General features: G+C 65.4%; 13 protein-coding genes and 3 pseudogenes. 5 read left to right on the top strand and 11 right to left on the bottom strand.

Going from position 1 to position 16,799, the window contains the following annotated elements:
- Positions 1-107 precede the first annotated feature (107 nt).
- Entirely contained in the window at positions 108-1,400 is a 1,293-nt protein-coding gene (locus BW11_RS07230) for a deoxyguanosinetriphosphate triphosphohydrolase (RefSeq protein ID WP_140445160.1), read from the bottom strand.
- A 172-nt stretch (positions 1,401-1,572) separates the two neighbouring features.
- Positions 1,573-3,027: an APC family permease gene (locus BW11_RS07225; protein ID WP_140445161.1), complete on the bottom strand. Its 1,455-nt coding sequence runs from the start codon at positions 3,025-3,027 to the stop codon at positions 1,573-1,575.
- 379 nt (positions 3,028-3,406) lie between these two features.
- On the opposite strand from BW11_RS07225, the gene alr reads away from it, so the two are divergent.
- Entirely contained in the window at positions 3,407-4,774 is a 1,368-nt protein-coding gene (alr, locus tag BW11_RS07220; RefSeq protein WP_043166850.1) for an alanine racemase, read from the top strand.
- An 86-nt stretch (positions 4,775-4,860) separates the two neighbouring features.
- On the opposite strand, the gene BW11_RS07215 is transcribed toward alr, so the two are convergent.
- The 4 genes from BW11_RS07215 to BW11_RS07200 form a co-directional block, all read right to left on the bottom strand.
- Positions 4,861-5,346 (bottom strand): N-acetyltransferase, encoded by a 486-nt coding sequence (locus tag BW11_RS07215; protein ID WP_181162539.1) that lies wholly within the window; start codon positions 5,344-5,346, stop codon positions 4,861-4,863.
- 155 nt (positions 5,347-5,501) lie between these two features.
- Entirely contained in the window at positions 5,502-6,395 is an 894-nt protein-coding gene (gene gnd / locus BW11_RS07210) for a phosphogluconate dehydrogenase (NAD(+)-dependent, decarboxylating) (protein WP_219846737.1), read from the bottom strand.
- A gap of 90 nt (positions 6,396-6,485) precedes the next feature.
- Positions 6,486-7,064 (bottom strand): gluconokinase, encoded by a 579-nt coding sequence (locus BW11_RS07205; protein ID WP_258184589.1) that lies wholly within the window; start codon positions 7,062-7,064, stop codon positions 6,486-6,488.
- Between the two features lie 127 nt (positions 7,065-7,191).
- Entirely contained in the window at positions 7,192-8,628 is a 1,437-nt protein-coding gene (locus BW11_RS07200) for a GntP family permease (protein WP_219846738.1), read from the bottom strand.
- A 169-nt stretch (positions 8,629-8,797) separates the two neighbouring features.
- Here BW11_RS07200 and BW11_RS07195 point away from each other — a divergent pair, with 169 nt between their 5' ends.
- Complete coding sequence (locus BW11_RS07195) at positions 8,798-9,550, top strand: FadR/GntR family transcriptional regulator (RefSeq protein ID WP_140445164.1); 753 nt, start codon at positions 8,798-8,800, stop codon at positions 9,548-9,550.
- A gap of 111 nt (positions 9,551-9,661) precedes the next feature.
- Here the strand turns inward: BW11_RS07195 and BW11_RS07190 are convergent, their stop codons facing one another.
- Positions 9,662-10,165, bottom strand: coding sequence for an S-ribosylhomocysteine lyase (locus BW11_RS07190; protein ID WP_043166846.1), 504 nt, complete (start codon positions 10,163-10,165; stop codon positions 9,662-9,664).
- Here BW11_RS07190 and BW11_RS12045 point away from each other — a divergent pair.
- The 3 genes and pseudogenes from BW11_RS12045 to BW11_RS11965 form a co-directional block, all read left to right on the top strand.
- Positions 10,049-10,360, top strand: a pseudogene (locus tag BW11_RS12045) (zinc-ribbon domain-containing protein); the annotation flags it as partial. The gene BW11_RS07190 and the pseudogene BW11_RS12045 overlap by 117 nt on opposite strands.
- Before the next feature lie 183 nt (positions 10,361-10,543).
- A complete protein-coding gene (locus tag BW11_RS07185; protein ID WP_181166137.1) occupies positions 10,544-11,485 on the top strand; it encodes a serine hydrolase in 942 nt (313 codons plus the stop codon).
- A pseudogene (locus BW11_RS11965) lies at positions 11,485-12,414 on the top strand (serine hydrolase); the annotation flags it as partial. The gene BW11_RS07185 and the pseudogene BW11_RS11965, both read left to right, overlap by 1 nt.
- Before the next feature lie 117 nt (positions 12,415-12,531).
- Here BW11_RS11965 and BW11_RS07175 read toward each other — a convergent pair.
- The 4 genes and pseudogenes from BW11_RS07175 to BW11_RS07160 all read right to left on the bottom strand — a co-directional run.
- Positions 12,532-12,897, bottom strand: coding sequence for a DUF4143 domain-containing protein (locus BW11_RS07175; RefSeq protein WP_140445166.1), 366 nt, complete (start codon positions 12,895-12,897; stop codon positions 12,532-12,534).
- Between the two features lie 217 nt (positions 12,898-13,114).
- On the bottom strand, positions 13,115-15,157 hold the full coding sequence (locus BW11_RS07170; RefSeq protein ID WP_140445167.1) for a RecQ family ATP-dependent DNA helicase: 2,043 nt from the start codon (positions 15,155-15,157) through the stop codon (positions 13,115-13,117).
- 46 nt (positions 15,158-15,203) lie between these two features.
- Positions 15,204-16,388 carry a cystathionine gamma-synthase gene (locus BW11_RS07165; RefSeq protein WP_140445168.1) on the bottom strand — a complete coding sequence of 395 codons (1,185 nt, stop codon included), beginning with the start codon at positions 16,386-16,388 and terminating at the stop codon, positions 15,204-15,206.
- A 150-nt stretch (positions 16,389-16,538) separates the two neighbouring features.
- Positions 16,539-16,799: pseudogene (locus tag BW11_RS07160) on the bottom strand (cystathionine beta-synthase); the annotation flags it as partial.

The following is a 16,799-nucleotide window of genomic DNA, read 5'->3' as shown; positions in this document are numbered from 1 at the left end:
CGGGGGAGTGGGATATGCGATACACGACACACTCAAGGCCGTTTGGCCAAGCTTACAGTCGTGCATCGTATATCCCACTCCCCCGCCTCATTTCCAGCGCAACGCCGTCAGCACAGGATCGAGTGGAGGGCGAGGGCGGAGGCGTCGGTGAGGGAGGCGACCTGGTCGACGGCGACGCGCAGCCGCTCGTCGTCGTTGGAGGCCGAGTCCCAGTCCTCGAGGAACTGGCTTTCGAGCACGTCGGAGGGGCGGGGCGAGTCGGCCATGAGCACGTCGATCAAGTCCTCGACGATCCTGCGTTCCTCGAGGTGCAGCGGTTCGTGCTCGCGCGGAGCCATCACGAAGTAGACGGCGATGCCCTTCAGGGCGACGATCTCGTATGCGGTGTCCTCGGGGATGACGACGCTGGCCGAATAGCGGGTCAGGGGGCCGGGGCCGTACGTGTCGCGCGTCGCCTCCTCGACGCTCCACGCGAATCTGCCGATGAGATCCGAGGTGATGTTCTTCAGCTGCGCGAGTGAGGAGCGCGAGCCGTTGAAGTGCATGGGGAACATGTCGAGGCGCTGCAGTCGGCGGAATGCGGCGAGCAGCATGTCGGGATCCCACTTGTCGCCGTACCAGTCGCGCGTCGCCTCGACGATGTGGTCGAGCATGCGCGGATCGGTGAGGACGATCGGCTCGAACGCGCCGGTCGCGATCGCGTCCTCCACGTCGTGCACGGAGTAGGCGATGTCGTCCGCAAGGTCCATGACCTGGCATTCCATCGGCTTGGTGGCTTCGGGAGCGTCGATCTTGAGCCACCGGAAGACATCCATGTCGTCCGGGTAGACGCAGAACTTCGTGGGTTTGACGCCTTTGATTTTCGCGTATCCAGCGGCCTGATCGAGCGTCCACGGATATTTGACGGCGGCGTCGAGCGAGGCTCGCGTGAGATTCACTCCTGCGGATCGGCCGTCGGGGTGCATGATCTTGGGTTCGAGTCGGGTGAGCAGTCTGAGGGTCTGCGCATTGCCTTCGAATCCGCCGATGTTGCGGGCGATGTCGGCGAGCGCCTTCTCGCCGTTGTGTCCAAAGGGCGGGTGTCCGAGGTCGTGGGCGAGGCAGGCGCAGTCGACGACGTCCGGATCGCAGCCGAGCAGTTTGCCGACCTGTCTGCCGATCTGGGCGACTTCGAGCGTGTGCGTGAGCCGTGTGCGTGCGAAGTCGTCAGTGCCGGCGACGAGCACCTGGCTTTTGGCGCCGAGTCTTCTCAATGCCGACGAGTGGATGAGTCGGGCGCGGTCGCGTTCGAACGCGGTGCGCGATTTCGATTTGGGCGGTTCGATCGCCCAGCGTTCCTCGTCGAAGGCGGTGTACCCCTCGCCGCTCAGGACCGCTTCCCCATCCAGCGTCGTTTCCATGCCTCCAGCATAGGGCACCTCGGGAATTTGTGACGCTCACTAGCAGTAAGCGTCACTTATTACCGAGATCCATGGGGACTTCGGGAATTTGTGACGCTTACGGATGACCAGCGTCACTTATTACCGAGAGATGGGATGATCTCGGGAATTTGTGACGCTGAGGGGAGTTGGATCACTTGGCGGCGACCTTGGCGGCCTTATCTACACCGTCCGCGCCGTTGAGCTTGGAGCGCTTGCGGCTGTAGGCGAAGTAGACCACGAGGCCGAGGCCGAACCAGACGGCGAAGCGCAGCCAGGTCTCCCAGTTGAGGCCGGCGATGAGGATGAAGCAGAAGATGATCGAGATGACCGGGGTGACCGGCACGCCCGGGGCCTTGAAGCCGCGGTGCGCATCGGGCGCGGTCTTGCGCATCCACAGGATGCCGGCGGAGACGATGATGAACGCGCTCAGCGTACCGATGTTCACCAGCTCGAACAGCACGTTGATGTTGATGAAACCACCGGCGACGGCCGTGAGGATGCCGAAGAACCAGGTGCCCTTGAACGGGGTGCGGTACTTCTCGTGCACGTGGCCGAAGAACTCCGGGAACAGTCCGTCGCGGCTCATCGCATAGCAGATGCGGGACTGGCCGTACAGCTGGACGAGCATCACCGTGGTCATGCCGACGAGGGCGCCGAGGTTGACGATGAACGCCAGCCAGTTCATGCCGGTGGCGAGGATCACGCCGGCGACCGGCGCGTCGATGAACTTGGCGAACTCCTTGTAGGGCACGATGCCGGTCATGATGAGCGTCATGATGATGTAGAGCACCGTCGAGATGCCGAGGGAGTAGAGGATGCCGCGGGGCAGGGTCTTGTTCGGGTTGACGGTCTCCTCGGCGGAGGAGGAGACGGCGTCGAAGCCGATGAAGCTGAAGAACACGATCGAGGCGGCGGGCACGATGCCGTACGGCTGCGTGGAGCCGGGCTGGAACGTGTAGATGCCGTACGGGGAGAACGGCTTCCAGTTGGCCGGGTTGATGTACCACACGGTGCACACGATGAACAGGACGATGATCACGAGCTTGATCATCACCATGATGTCGTTGGTGCGCTTGGTCTGGTTGATGCCGATCGACAGCACCCACGTGATGATGAGGACGATGACGAAGCCGGGCAGGTTGAAGTAGGTGGTGACGCCCGGCGTGGTGCCGTATGCGGCGGTCAGCTCGACCGGCAGATGCAGGCCGAACCCTTCAAGCAGCTTGTTGAAGTATCCCGACCATCCGGCGGACACGGTGGCGGCCTGCAGCGCGTATTCGAGGATCAGATCCCAGCCGATGACGAACGCGATCAGTTCGCCGAACGCCAGATACGCGTAGGAGTAGGCGGAGCCGGAGACGGGGGCCATCGACGCGAACTCCGCGTAGCACAGGCCAGCGAAACCGCAGCAGATCGCGGCGAGCAGGAACGACACGGACAGGGCGGGGCCGGCGGTCAGAGCGCCCTTGCCGGTCAGCACGAAGATGCCGGTGCCGATGATCGCGCCGATGCCGAGCATCGTCAGATCGAACGTGCGCATCGTACGCTTCAGAGGGGTGGATTCGGCGACAAGCTGATCCACCGTTTTCTTACGGAACAGATTCATGGTTCTTCTCTCATGAACTAGTGGAATGGGGCTTGGCCGGACGGAATTCCGGGACCCCGACACGCCTCAACGCCGGGAGTCTTGAATACGGTCGTCATTGTTGCCCCCGCATATTACGGGCGGGAAAACGGCAAGCGAACCGTGTGAGAAGCGAGTATACGTCGGACCGGAGAGAACCATTGCACACCGTCTCACCATGTGTTCACGATATGGACCACGCCGATCGGCGTCTTCCCGTCATCTCCATGTCGATCCATGCCGATCCATGCCGACCGACACCGCTCAACGCCCGTCCGACACCTCAATCCGGCGGCCCCACAAGGCCGCAATGTGGTCTCCCCCACAGCCACGTCACACTGACGCGCCACAATAGGGCGTCATGACTATCAACGCAGCGAATGCCGCTCCGGCAATCGAATTCAGCAACGAACAGGGCAGGGCCAACTACGCGGCCGCCCGCCGCCGCTACCCGGCGCAGGCCATCGTCGACATGAGGGCCCTGCGCGACAACATGGCGCATCTGGTGGACGTCGTGGGAGGCCCGAACTCCGGCACCGCCGTGATGGGCGTCGTCAAGGCCGACGCCTATGGCCACGGTCTGCTGCCCGCCGCCCTCGCCGCGCTGGCCGGCGGCGCCACGTGGCTCGGCACCGCGCAGTCGCACGAGGCGCTGCTGCTCAGGAAGCTCGGCATCGGCCCCGACCGCTGCCACATTCTCACCTGGGTCTACAACGGCACCGAAGTGCCGTTCGACGAGCTCATCGCGAATGACATCGACATCTCCGTCGGCTCGCTGCCGGGCATCGACCGGGTCGCCGAGGCCGCACGCGCGCTCGGCAAGACGGCACGCGTGCATGTGAAGGTCGATTCCGGCTTCGGGCGCAACGGCTTCACCCCGGCCGGCTTCGACGCCGCGCTCGCCAAGCTCGTTCCACTCGCCAAGGAGGGTGTGCTGCACATCGTGGGCCAGTGGAGCCATCTCGCCGTGGCCGATTCGCCGGACGTGCCGGAGTTCGTCGCCTCCACCGACCGTCAAATCGAGAACTTCAAGGACTTCACCCGCCGCATGGAGGCCGCGGGCATCGCCCCCGAGATCCGCCACCTCGCGAACACCGCGGCGACGCTCGACCGTCCGGAGATCCACTTCGAGCTGACGCGTCCGGGCATCGGCCTGTACGGCTACGAACCGGACCCGGCGATGGGCACGCCGCGCGACTGGCATCTGACCCCGGCCATGCGTCTGCAGGCGCAGCTCGGCACCGTCAAGGACGTGGAGGCCGGTCACGGCATCTCCTACGGCCGCACCTATCTGACTCCGGACGACACGTCCACGGCGATCGTGCCGATCGGCTACGCGGACGGCATCCACCGCTCCGCCTCCGGATTCGACATGCAGGGTGCCAAGCATGTGGAGAAGCCCGGCGGTCCGGTGCGTGTGATGACCGCCGAGGGCCCGAAGCTCTACCGCGTCTCCGGGCGTGTGTGCATGGACCAGTTCATCCTCGATCTGCATGGTTCGGCGGCCGCGCTCGGCGTGCATGAGGGCGATACGGTCGAACTGTTCGGACCGGGCCGCGGCGAGGAGTTCGTCGAGCCGACCGCCGACGATTGGGCGCGCGCAGCCGACACGATCAGCTACGAGATCTTCACCTGCCTGAGGAACCGCATCCCGCGCCTGTACGAGCATGCCGCCGAGGTGCTGCCCGCGGACGATCTCGCCAAGCTCGATCCGACGAGCCTGCTGTAGGCGCGTACGCGGCCAAAACGCACTAGCCCCCTGCCGACCGATACGGTTTCGGCAGGGGGCTAGTGCGTTTCGCCGGTCCGCTCACCTCACCACTCGTGGCGCTGGTAGGCGATGCGGGTGGTGTCCGTCGTTCGGTCGATCAGCTGGATCAGCCCACATCGGGCGAATCCGTTGGTCTCAAGCACATGCTGCATGGCCCGGTTGTTGGGATGCGTGTCGGCGCGCACATTGCCGTAGTGCTTGAGCGCCCAGGCGATGCAGTCGCGCGCCGCGTGCTTGACCAGACCGGAGGCCGCGATGCGGTGGATGGTGACATAGGCGTCATCGTCCAGCCAGGCTCCGTCGATGTGCTTGTAGGTGGGGTCCTCCCCCGGGCACAACGCGAACTGGGCGAGGATGCGCTCGTGGCCGTTCTGCGTGTCGACGAGCAGCATCGTGCGCTGGTTGGCGATGTCGTCCCTGATGACCTCCTCGCGCGGGAACGTGTTGCCCCATTGCGTGGGATTGCCGTTGCGCGCCATCAGCTCGCGGGCGTGCGCGTAGATCTTGAGCATCTGCGGAAGATCGTGCATGGTCGCGTGGCGGAAGCGCCGGGAGGAGGTATTGGATACCACGATTCACCTCACGGTCGATTGGTCGGATTGGGTCGGTTGGAATGGTGACTGACGGGTTACGCTACCATGTCCGCCGCACAAACCGGTGGTGTCCGTTTCGGTGCGCGGTCGTTTCAGTGCGTGGCGATCTCGTCGACCTTGGTGACGTGGCCGCCGAACTGGGCGCGCAACGCGGTGACGACCCTGAGGATGTCGTCGGCACCGCCGCGCGAGGCCTGCCGCTGCCATAGGGCCGCGGCGGTGGTCGGGGTGGGCACGCCGAGTTCGAGCGCGGCCTCGACCATCCACTTGGCCTCGCCCGACTCGTTGGCGACGGCCGGCACGTCCTTGAGTTCGGGATCGTTCCTCGTGGCGTTGTCGAGCAGGTCGAGCAGCCAGCTGGCCACCACGGATCCGGTGCGCCATGAGGTCATCGTCTCGGCCGGGTTGGTCACGTATTCGCTGCGCAGCATCGTCGCGAAGCCCTCGCCGAACGCCTGCATCATGCCGTATTCGATGCCGTTGTGGACCATCTTCGCAAAATGCCCGCCACCGACCGGGCCGGCGTGGACGAGGCCGAACTCTCCTTCGGGCTTGAGGCTTTCGAAGATCGGCAGGACGGTCTCGTAGTCCCGGTCGTCGCCGCCGATCATGAGCGCGTAGCCGCGTTCGGCGCCCCACACGCCGCCGGAGACGCCGCAATCGAGGAATCCGATGCCGCGCTTCGCGAGCACGGCCGCGTGCTCGCGGTCCTCGGTGTATTTGGAGTTGCCGCCGTCGACGACGATGTCGCCGGGCTCGAGCAGTTCGCCCAGATGCGCGATCGTCGAATCGGTGGGGGCGCCGGCAGGCACCATCACCCATACGACGCGGGGCGCGTCGAGCGCGGCCACCAGAGCCTCGAGCGAGTCGACGTCACGCCCGGAGTCGGGGTTCATGTCGAAGCCGACGACGTCGTGGCCGTCCTCCTTGAGACGCCTGACCATGTTGCCGCCCATACGGCCGAGGCCGATCATACCCATCTGCATTTCGGTTGCCTTCCTGTCCTGATTGCTGAGTCGTAGCGTTTTGCGATGTGATTGACGATGTATTGCGATGCGTTGACGATGCCGACGGTCTCACAGGTGCAGCGCGCCCGCGACGGCGGCCGCCTCCTGCTCGGGGGTGCCCAGTCCGATGTGCGCGGCGACATGGACCTCGTCGTCGCCCGGCTCTTCAAGGATGTCGAACTGGCTCTGGAGCATCTCCGGCTTCATGAAGTGGTTCTCGCGGGTGGACAGGCGTTCCATCACCTCGTCGAACGTGCCCTTCATGTAGACGAACACGACGCCCTTGCGGCGCAGTCGGTCACGGTAGGCGCGCTTCAACGCGGAGCAGGTGACGACGGCGGGCTCGCCGGCGGCGATGCGCTCGTCGATCCACGCGGCGAGGGTGTCGAGCCACGGCCAGCGGTCCTCGTCGGTGAGCGGGTGGCCGGCGGCCATCTTGTCGATGTTGGCCTGCGGGTGGAAGTCGTCGGCCTCGGCGTACTTCAGGCCGTAGTGGTCGACGAGATGCTCGGCGACGGTGGTCTTGCCGCAGCCGCACACGCCCATGAGGACGATGATCGGCTTGGCGTGGCTGAAGTACTTGGCGGGGATGGTGTTCTCGACGATGATGCGCTCGGCGAGGGTGGGGGTGACGGTTGCGGTGGTCATGGTGCGGTTCCTTTTGCGTGTGGAGGTTTTACGAAATACGGGGCAGGCGACTACCCCTCAGACCCGCTTCGCGGGCCAGCTCCCCTGACAAGGGGAGCCGAGGGCCTAGACGAAGCCGAATCGGGAGTCAGACAAGGGGCACGAAGATGCTGGCGATCATGACGAGGGCGAGCACGACGAGCGAGAGCAGGCATTCGAGGACGGTCCACGTCTTGAACGTCTCGCCGACCTCGAGGCCGAAGTACTCCTTGATGAGCCAGAATCCGGCGTCGTTGACGTGGGAGAGGAACACGGATCCGGCGCCGATCGCGATGACGAGCAGGGCGATGGCCGGGGCGGTCACGCCCATCTGGTCGACGACGGGGCCGAGGATGCCGGCGGTGGTGATGATCGCGACGGTGGCGGAGCCGGTGGCGACGCGCACGAACGCGGCGATGAGCCAGGCGACGAGGAAGATGGAGATCGAGGAGCTTTCGACGAACCTGCCGATGATGTCGCCGATGCCGGTGTCGACGAGGACGCCCTTGTAGCCGCCGCCGGCGCCGACGATGAGCAGAATGCCGGCGATCGGGGGAAGCGCGGCCTTGAGGGAGTCGTTGACGGCCTTCCAGGTCATGTGGGTGGCGCGGCCGAGCACGAGCATCGCGAAGACCACGGCGACGGCGAGCGCGATGGCGGGCTTGCCGAAGAAGGCGAAGACCTGCGCGTAGAGGGCGTCGGAGCCGGCCTGATCGGGGGCGGCGATCTCGAAGATCGCGTTGCCGAGCATGAGGATCGCGGGCATGAGGATGCACAGCACGGACAGGGCGAACGGCGGCTTGGCGGTAACGGGGTTGCCGTCGGCGTCGACGCGGCCCTTGCCGGTCTCGAAGTTCTCGGGGGCGCCGACCGGCACCCACTTGGCGGCGAACTTGGAGAAGAGCGGGCCGACGAGCGCGGCGGTGATCACGGCGATCGGCAGGCCGAACATCATGGTGATGCCGACGGAGCCGTTCTTGAAGCAGCTCAGTGCGGCGAGCGGGCCGGGCTGGGGCGGCATGCAGGCGTGCATGACGGACAGGCCGGCGAGGGTGGGGATGGCGACGCGCATGAGCGGCAGTTTGGAGCGGCGGGTGATGAGGATGATGACGGGCACGAGCACGACGAGGCCGACCTCGAAGAACATGGGCAGGCCGATCAGGGCGCCGATCAGGGCCATGGTCCACGGGATCATCCTCACGGAGGTCTTCGCCAGCAGCGTGTCGACGATGGAGTCGGCGGCGCCGGTGTCCATGAGCACGCGTCCGAGCATCGCGCCGAGGCCGACGAGGATGCCGACGGAGGCCATGGTGGAGCCGAAGGTGTCGGAGAAGCTTTCGACGGTGGCGACCGGTCCGTAGCCGGATCCGATGCCGACGACCAGTGCGGAGATGAGCAGGGAGACGAACGGGTGCAGCTTGGCGACGGTGACCAGCAGGATCAGGACGACGATGCTGGCGACCACGCTGATGCCGAGCTGGGTGCCGTTGAGGTGCACCGCGGTATCAGCCGCCGTGGTGGCCGCTGCGAGAATCATGGTATTCATAATCCATCTCTTCTTTGAGTCGTTGTATTGGATGACGAAACTCTGTCAACCAATCTGTTTTGTATGTTGATATTCAATATAACGCACCGTTTTGGATTACGCAATACGATTCAAGGACGGCGTGTCGAATATGTATGCCATAACACATCGCATGTGCGATACTTGTCCTATGAATACGGAGAAGACGGAAGATACGGCGCGCACCGGTCAATACGGCGGGCAAAGTGACGAACGCCCGTTGCACGACCGGCTGCTGGACTGGTGGGGCACGGCGATCGTCGACGGCGACATCGCCCCGGGAGACCGGCTCCCCGACCCCGATCTCGGCGGCGAAAGCCCCTCGCGCACGGTCACGCGAGAGGCGACGCGTGTGCTGGAATCGATGGGACTGGTGAGCGTCAGGCGCAAGGCTGGAGCGACGGTCAACCCGATCCGGCAGTGGAACATGTTCGACCCGCAGGTGATCCGGTGGCGACTGGGCGGGAGACACCGTCTGGACGCGTTGCATGAGCTGTCGCAACTGCGCTCGGCGGTCGAGCCGCTGGCCGCGCGCCTCGCCGCCACGCACGCCACGAACGAGCAGTGGGCGGCCCTGACCGAGGCCGCGATCGGCATGGTCTCGCACGCGGACCGCGCCGACGAGCAGGAATACCTCGACGCCGACAGCCTGTTCCACCGCACGCTCGTGGAGGCGAGCGGGAACCTGATGTTCGCCGATCTGGGCGACGTCATCGTCGCCACGCTCGAAGGGCGCACGCATCACGAGTTGATGCCGAAGACCGCGAACCAGAAGGCGCTGGACCTGCACAGCGAGGTCGCGGCGCTGGTGCGCCGGGGCGACGGCGCGGGCGCCGAGGCGGCGATGCGCCGCATCGTCGACGAATCGGACGACGCCATCACGCGCATCGCCGAGCGGGCGTAAGTAAGTAGACCAACGGGGCCGGATGAATGGGTGTGCTCGACCGTAGGCTTGGCCGAACGGCCTTGAGTGTGTCGAGCACACCCATTCATCCGGCCCAACCAACCGTAAGGCTCAGACGACCTTGCGGACGAAGGGGTCGGAGCTGATGCCCTTGGCGAGGATGTCCTTGCACCACTCCTTCGCGGTGAACAGGCTGTGGTCGCGGTAGTTGCCGCAGCTTTCGATCGTCGTGGCGGGGACGTCGTCCCACGTGGCCTTGTAGGCGATGAACTCGAGCGACTCCTTCAGCGCCTTGGCGACCTCCTCGGTGGGGTGCTCGCCCCAGGTGAGCAGGTGGAAGCCGGTGCGGCAGCCGAACGGCGAGCAGTCGATGTAGCCGTCGATACGTTCGCGCAGCAGCACGGCGATCGTGTGCTCGATCGTGTGCAGGCCCGCGGTCGGGATCGCGTTCTCGTTCGGCTGCACGAGACGCAGGTCGTAGTTGGAGATCACATCGCCATGCGGCCCCTTCTCCGTGTCGATGTAGCGCACGTACGGCGCCTTGACCTTCGTGTGATCCAGCTGGAAGCTCTCGACGACGGGCTTCGTCGGCTTTTCGTTCGTTTCCTCAACCATGTGTCGTCCTCCATAGGTGTTCATTGGAATGACGGATACCATAATAGGACGTGGTTCTTCATGCGGGAGGACAACGCGCATGCGCAAGAACGACGCGGGAAGAACACAGGGAAGGAAAGGGATCATATGCGTTTCTGCACGAACTGCGGTCACAGTCTTGAACCCGGAACGAGATTCTGCACGAACTGCGGCACGCCGATTGCTCAGATGACTCCCGCCGGGTCGTCCGCAGCAGCTCAGCCGGAGCCCACGCCGATTCAACCGACGATTCAACCGGTACCGACACCGGCACCGACGAGGGGAACGTCGCAGGATCGTCCGGTGCCCGATCCCCCGCAGGCTTCCCCCGCACCCGCGTCCGGTCCTTCGCCTTCGCCGGTGCCGGCTCCCACGCCGACCGCCACGACACGGTCCAGGACGAACCGGATATGGATCATCGTCGTGGCCTCGATCGCCGCCGTGGCGATCGTCGCGGCGCTCGTGTTCGCGTTCGTCATCAAGCCGGACTTCCTGACCGGCTCGACCCCGACCAATCAGACCACCGAACAATCGAACACGGCCGATTCGGACAAGTCCGAAGCCGATTCCGCAACCAAATCCGACGCCGACGCGAAGGCCAAGGCGACGAAGCCCAACTCGAAGTCGTTGTCGTCGATCACCAACAAGTACTCCTCCACCGACGTGTCGGTCTCGGCGATGTTCCTCGGCGACGGCACCTCGTCGGCCGACACGTCCTATTCGGAAAAGGACGTGGCCAACACGGCCGCCGCACGCACGAAGTTCGTCTCCGCAGGCCTGTACCTGCCCGTCTATCTCGCCGCACGGTCGAACGGTGGCGATTCCCTCACCGAGGCGCAGACGATGATGTCCACGATGGACAATGCGGCCGCCAATCAGGCGATCGCCGACTTCGGCGGCTTCGAGGCGGTCAACCTGTGGCTCAAGCAGCACGGATACGCCGACACCACGCTGGACCGCAACTTCGGCGACGTGCAGGCCAGCAACGCCGGCTACGAGAACACCAGCTCCACGTTCGACGCCGTACGCATGCTCGCCGCGGTGGATGCGGCCGGAGTGTCCGACCTCATGAACGTCGACGTCGCGGCCGAGGGCGTCGCGATTCCATCCGACATGACCATCCACGCACATCGCGGACAGGGCATCAAGAACACGTGGAACTACTTCGCGGTCGTCACCACACCGCACGGCAAGGCGGCGGTCGCGCTCGCCACGCAGAACCAAGGCAAGGGCACGGCGGCGCAGATCATGAGCGACATCCTCGCCGACATCGACCAGCAGCTCGCCAAGGCGGATGAGTGATGGGCGGACGCCGCTGCGCGCGCAGCGCATCCTCTCGTAGACGTCGTGGACGGTCACACGCCGCGCGGAGTCGCACGCCGATCGCAGCCGTCATCGTGGCAGCGGTGCTGCTGGTCGCCGTACTCGCCGGGATCATCGCGTATCCGCGCGTGACGGGCGTGGCAGGCGGCGCAGCGGATGACCCCGGCCGAAGTCAGATCACGTCATCGACGACGAAACACACCACGGACGGCGACATGACAGGTACGGGTGACGGGACCGACAAAGCCGAAACGGCCGCACCGGACCCGGATGCGGCGCGCATCGATGCGGTGAGACAGACGATCGAATCGACCGTCGCACAGTATCCGGGCGACTGGTCCGTGTACGCGCTCGATCTCGGCAGCGGGCGGGACACGGCGATCAACGACAAACCGCTGGTCGCGGCGTCGCTGATCAAGCTGTACATCATGCTCACGGTGTTCGATCGTCTCGAGCACGGGGCGATCGCCGACAACGCGACGATCGACGCGAACCTGAAGCAGATGATCACGGTCAGTTCGAACGACGCGGCCAACCGGCTGCTCGCCGTCATCGGCGGCAAGGGCGGGACCACGGCCGCGATCGCGACCGTCACCGACACCGCCGTACGGTACGGCTTCTCCAGCACGAAGGAGCTACGCGCGCTGACGGGCGCCGCCTCGGGCAACGACGTCGAGAACTGGACGTCGGCTCGCGACTGCGGGACGTTCCTCGCCAAGGCATATCGAGGCGAACTGGTGTCGGCGAACGCGAGCAAGAGAATGGTCGACCTGCTGCTCGGGCAGACGCGACGCACGAAAATCCCGGCGGGCGTGCCCGCCGGCGTGCAGGTGGCGAACAAGACCGGCGAGCTGGCTGCAGTGCAGAACGACGTCGCAATCGTCTACGGTGCCCACCCATACGTGATCGCCGTGATGACGAACGACGTCGACGAATCCGCCGCCACGAACATCACCACCCTCTCCGCGAACGTGTACCAAGCGTTCGAGGGGCGAGACAGCAGAGGCTGGCGGACGGACGCGACGTCAGCCGACCAACCGTCCGAGATCGGTGATGCCGATGACCTGACCGTGGCTGGTCGCAAAGGACTCGTCTCCCCCGTAGACCACGAAACGGTTGTCCACGGGCAGACCGAAATCCGGTGTGAGATCCTCGAGAATCTCGAACGATTTCGGATTGAACGATGACGAGGACTTGACCTCGACAGCATACAGCGGCCGCCCGCCCTTCTCGATGATCAGGTCGATCTCCTTCTTGTTGCTGTCACGCCAGTAGAACAGCTTCGGTTCCCTGCCGAGCGCCTGATATCGTTTGACGATCTCGACCACGACCATGTTCTCATAGAGGTTGCCGCGATATTGACTGGTGAACAGTTGATCGGCCGATTCCATGCCCACAAGCTGGCCGCCAACCCGGTGTCATAGAAGGCTATTCGCAGGCATATCGCCGACGGACGCAAGTTCGGCTCAAAGCCCTTGGAATCATTGCGTTCTCCCCCATCGACACATGCGTAATCGGCGATTTACATAAGTCGTAACCCACGATTTGCATAAACTGTAGTGATCTGCATCACATATTTTGCCGATGATGCCTCGACCATCGCCGCGTTCAGCACTTTGCGGCATTGAACGCGGCGATCTCCTCCATGAAACGCTTGCCGTACTGGCCGAGCTTGCGCTCGCCCACGCCGTTGACGGCGAGGAACTGGGCGTCGGTGACTGGCCTGATGCGCGCCATGTCACGCAGAGTGCGGTCGGAGAAGACGATGTACGGCGGTTTGCCGATCTCCTGCGCGATCGTACGTCGCAACGCACGCAGACGCTCGAACAGCGCGTCCTCCTCGTCGTTCGGCACGTAGGCGTCCACATCCGCGGACCCACTCGTGCCGGAGGCACCGTAGACGGTCGAATCCGGCGTGCCGGCGCCGCCGATGCCGGAGGCGACGCGGCGGACGGGACGCCCCGCTCCCCCGATGCCATCCGACGAACGGTCGGTCTTACGGTCCACACGCTTGATCTCATAGTGGAACCCGGGTGCGACGGTCTCCGCCGCTCGGCGTCCGAACTTCACGATCGGCAGACGCCCCGCATCGATGTACAGGAACCCGTCGGTGGCCATCTGGCTCAGCACGTCGCGGATGCGCGCCTCGGGCACGTCCTTGAGCATGCCGAACGTGGGCATGCTCTGCGGGTTGAGCCACGCGAGATCCTGCGCCTGTGAACCGCGCAGGATCCTGACGATCTTGCCGGAGCCGACGCGCTGGTCGACGTCGTGCACGCACTGGCTGATCGCCCGGGCCACGGCGGACACGTCGATGGTGGTGAACGTGCGCTCGCAGTTCGCGCACGCCCCGCATTTGACGGGCTTGCCGGACGCCGACACACCATCATTCGCGCCCGCAACCGGCCCGTCCTCCTGCCCGAAGTAGCGGGTCATGTAGCGGTGCAGGCATTCGGTGGTGCGGCAGTAGCCGATCATCCCGTCGAGCAGGCGCCGGCGGTTGCGCCGCGCGATCTCCTGCTCCTCGGGCGTCATGCGCTCGTTCTCGTTGTCGTTGTCGAGCAGGCGCCGGCGTGTGACGATGTCCGACTCGTTCCACAGCAGCGTGCACCGGCTGGGTTCGCCGTCGCGCCCCGCACGACCGGCCTCCTGATAGTACGCCTCGATCGACTCGGGCATGTTGTGGTGGATGACATATCGCACGTTCGACTTGTCAATGCCCATGCCGAACGCGTTGGTGGCGACGACGACCTGCACCCGGTCGGTGACGAAGTCGCGTTGCGCGGCGGCGCGCACGTCGGCGCTCATGCCGCCGTGATAGGCGACGGCGAGACGCCCGGCCGACGCCACTCCCCCGGCCGCACCCCCGAGTTTCGCCGGCACCGCACGGTTCAGCGTGTCGGCGAGCGCCTCGGTCTCCTTGCGCGTGGAGCAGTACACGATGCCGGACTCCTGCGCGTGCGCGGCGATGTAGTCGGCGATCCACGCGGCCTTGCGCTTGCCCTCCATCATGATGACGTCGAAGTAGAGGTTGGGCCGGTCGAAGCCGGTGACGGTGACCTGCGGCGAGCGCAGTCCCAGGAGGTTCACGACGTCGTAGCGCACCTTCTCGGTGGCGGTGGCGGTGAACGCGCCGACGATCGGGCGGCGCGGCAGGGAAGCGATGAATTCACCGATCGACAGGTACGAGGAGCGGAAGTCCTGCCCCCATTGGGAGACGCAGTGCGCCTCGTCGACGGCGACGAGCGAGATCGGCGTGGACGAGGCGAAGTTCCTGAATCGCTGCGTCTCCAGGCGCTCCGGCGCGACGTAGAGGAGTTTGACCCGGCCTGCGGCGGCCTGCGCGAGCACCATCGACTGCTCGTCGGGGGCCTGCGTGCCGTTGATGAACGCGGCGGGCAGGCCTATGTCGTTCAGGGCGTCGACCTGGTCCTGCATCAGGGAGATGAGCGGCGAGATGACGACGGTGACGCCGGGCAGGAGCACGGCCGGGATCTGGTAGCACACCGACTTGCCGGCGCCGGTGGGCATGACGGCGAGTACGTCCCGCCCGCCGAGCAGCGCGTTCACCACGGCGGTCTGCCCGGGGCGGAACGATTCGTATCCGAAGTACCGTTTGAGCGCGTCGAGCGCCGCCGTGGGATCAGTCATGCTTCCAGTGTAGAAGCAGGTGGAAGCAGGGCGCTCCGCCGGCGTCTCAGAGCGCCTTGAACGCCTGATCGAGGTCGGCGATGAGGTCGTCGGCGTTCTCCAGACCCACGGAGATGCGGATCAGGTTGGCGGGCACCTGCAGGGTGGTGCCGGCCACGGAGGCGTGGGTCATGGCTGCGGGCACCTCGATGAGGCTTTCGACGCCGCCGAGTGATTCGGCCAGCGTGAAGATGCGGGTGTGGTCGACGAAGCGCTTGGCCGCCTCGCCTCCGGCGGCGAGCTGCACGGAGACGACGCCGCCGAAGCCGCCGTGCATCTGACGTGCGGCGATCTCGTGGCCGGGGTGGGATTCGAGGCCCGGGTACCAGACGCGTTCCACCACGTCGGACGGCTGGGATTCGAGCCATTGGGCGATCTTGAGCGCGTTGGCGGAGTGGCGTTCGACGCGCAGGGCGAGGGTCTTGAGGCCCCTGATGTCGAGCCAGGAGTCGAACGGGGAGGGCACGGCGCCGGCGGCGTTCTGCAGGAAGGCGACTTCATCGCGCACCTCGGCGTCGTTGAGGACGACGGCGCCGCCGACCACGTCGGAGTGGCCGCCGATGTACTTGGTGGTCGAGTAGACGACCGCGTCGGCGCCCTCGTCCAGCGGATGCTGGAGCGCGGGCGAGGCGAACGTGTTGTCGACGACGACCTTGGTGCCGTACTTGTGCGCGATCTCGGCCGTCAGAGCGATGTCGGTGATGTTGAGCAGCGGGTTGGACGGGGTCTCGACCCACACGTACGCGTAGTGCTTGGCGGCGAGCGCCTCCTCGACGGCCTTCGCATCGGTGATGTCGACCACGTCGAGGCCGACGCCCCACGGCACGAACACCTTGGCGAGCAGTCGGTAGGTGCCGCCGTACACGTCGTTGCCGAGCAGGATGCTGTCGCCGGGCTTCAGGGTGGAGCGCAGCAGCACGTCGATGGCGGCGAGTCCGGAGGAGAAGGAGAGCGCGTACTTGGCGCCTTCGACGGCGGCGAGCTGCTCGTCGAAGCTGGTGCGCGTGGGGTTGATGGAGCGCGAGTAGTCGTGTCCGCCACGAAGGCCCAGCACGCCGTCCTGCTTGAACGTGGAGGTGGCGTAGATCGGGGTGACGACTGCGCCGGTGGTGGGGTCGGGCTCCTGACCGGCGTGGATGGCGCGGGTGGCGATGTCGGCTGCGGCGAACTGGGCGTTGTATTCGGCGGACATGGTGATTGGTTTCCTTTCGGTGTGGTGCGCTTGGGGCTTATGAGTGGATTTGGGTACGTTGTCGAGGGTATGGCAATGGCCGGCGCATATGGCGCCGGTCGGTATCGGTGTTGGTGATGACCGGTTATCCGGTCGGTTATGGGCGGAAGGTCACAGGTACTGTTCGGCGAGCGACGGCCGGGAGGTGCGTTCGACGATGTCACCGTAGCCGTTGGCGCGCATCCAGTCGTCGTTGAAGATCTTCTCCAGATAGCTGCGGCCGGAGTCGGGGGCGAGGACGACGACGAGCTGGTCGGCGCCGAGGTCGTGTTCCTTCGCGTACTTGATCGCGCTGACGACGGCCATGCCGGAGGAGCCGCCGACGAGCAGCGCCTCCTCGGCGGCGAGCCTGCGGGTCATCTCGAACGCCTC

Source organism: Bifidobacterium sp. UTCIF-38 (assembly GCF_006454495.1).
GTDB classification, from domain to species: domain Bacteria; phylum Actinomycetota; class Actinomycetes; order Actinomycetales; family Bifidobacteriaceae; genus Bifidobacterium; species Bifidobacterium callitrichos.
This window is presented reverse-complemented; position numbering and strand designations above follow the sequence as displayed.

What these genes read in the sequence shown, in the direction of transcription:
- BW11_RS07230 (WP_140445160.1), bottom strand. Translation starts at nt 1,400, where the DNA reads ATGGAAACGACGCTGGATGGGGAAGCGGTCCTGAGCGGCGAGGGGTAC.
- BW11_RS07225 (WP_140445161.1), bottom strand. Translation starts at nt 3,027, where the DNA reads ATGAATCTGTTCCGTAAGAAAACGGTGGATCAGCTTGTCGCCGAATCC.
- alr (WP_043166850.1), top strand. Translation starts at nt 3,407, where the DNA reads ATGACTATCAACGCAGCGAATGCCGCTCCGGCAATCGAATTCAGCAAC.
- BW11_RS07215 (WP_181162539.1), bottom strand. Translation starts at nt 5,346, where the DNA reads ATGCACGATCTTCCGCAGATGCTCAAGATCTACGCGCACGCCCGCGAG.
- gnd (WP_219846737.1), bottom strand. Translation starts at nt 6,395, where the DNA reads ATGCAGATGGGTATGATCGGCCTCGGCCGTATGGGCGGCAACATGGTC.
- BW11_RS07205 (WP_258184589.1), bottom strand. Translation starts at nt 7,064, where the DNA reads ATGACCACCGCAACCGTCACCCCCACCCTCGCCGAGCGCATCATCGTC.
- BW11_RS07200 (WP_219846738.1), bottom strand. Translation starts at nt 8,628, where the DNA reads ATGAATACCATGATTCTCGCAGCGGCCACCACGGCGGCTGATACCGCG.
- BW11_RS07195 (WP_140445164.1), top strand. Translation starts at nt 8,798, where the DNA reads ATGAATACGGAGAAGACGGAAGATACGGCGCGCACCGGTCAATACGGC.
- BW11_RS07190 (WP_043166846.1), bottom strand. Translation starts at nt 10,165, where the DNA reads ATGGTTGAGGAAACGAACGAAAAGCCGACGAAGCCCGTCGTCGAGAGC.
- BW11_RS07175 (WP_140445166.1), bottom strand. Translation starts at nt 12,897, where the DNA reads ATGGAATCGGCCGATCAACTGTTCACCAGTCAATATCGCGGCAACCTC.
- BW11_RS07170 (WP_140445167.1), bottom strand. Translation starts at nt 15,157, where the DNA reads ATGACTGATCCCACGGCGGCGCTCGACGCGCTCAAACGGTACTTCGGA.
- BW11_RS07165 (WP_140445168.1), bottom strand. Translation starts at nt 16,388, where the DNA reads ATGTCCGCCGAATACAACGCCCAGTTCGCCGCAGCCGACATCGCCACC.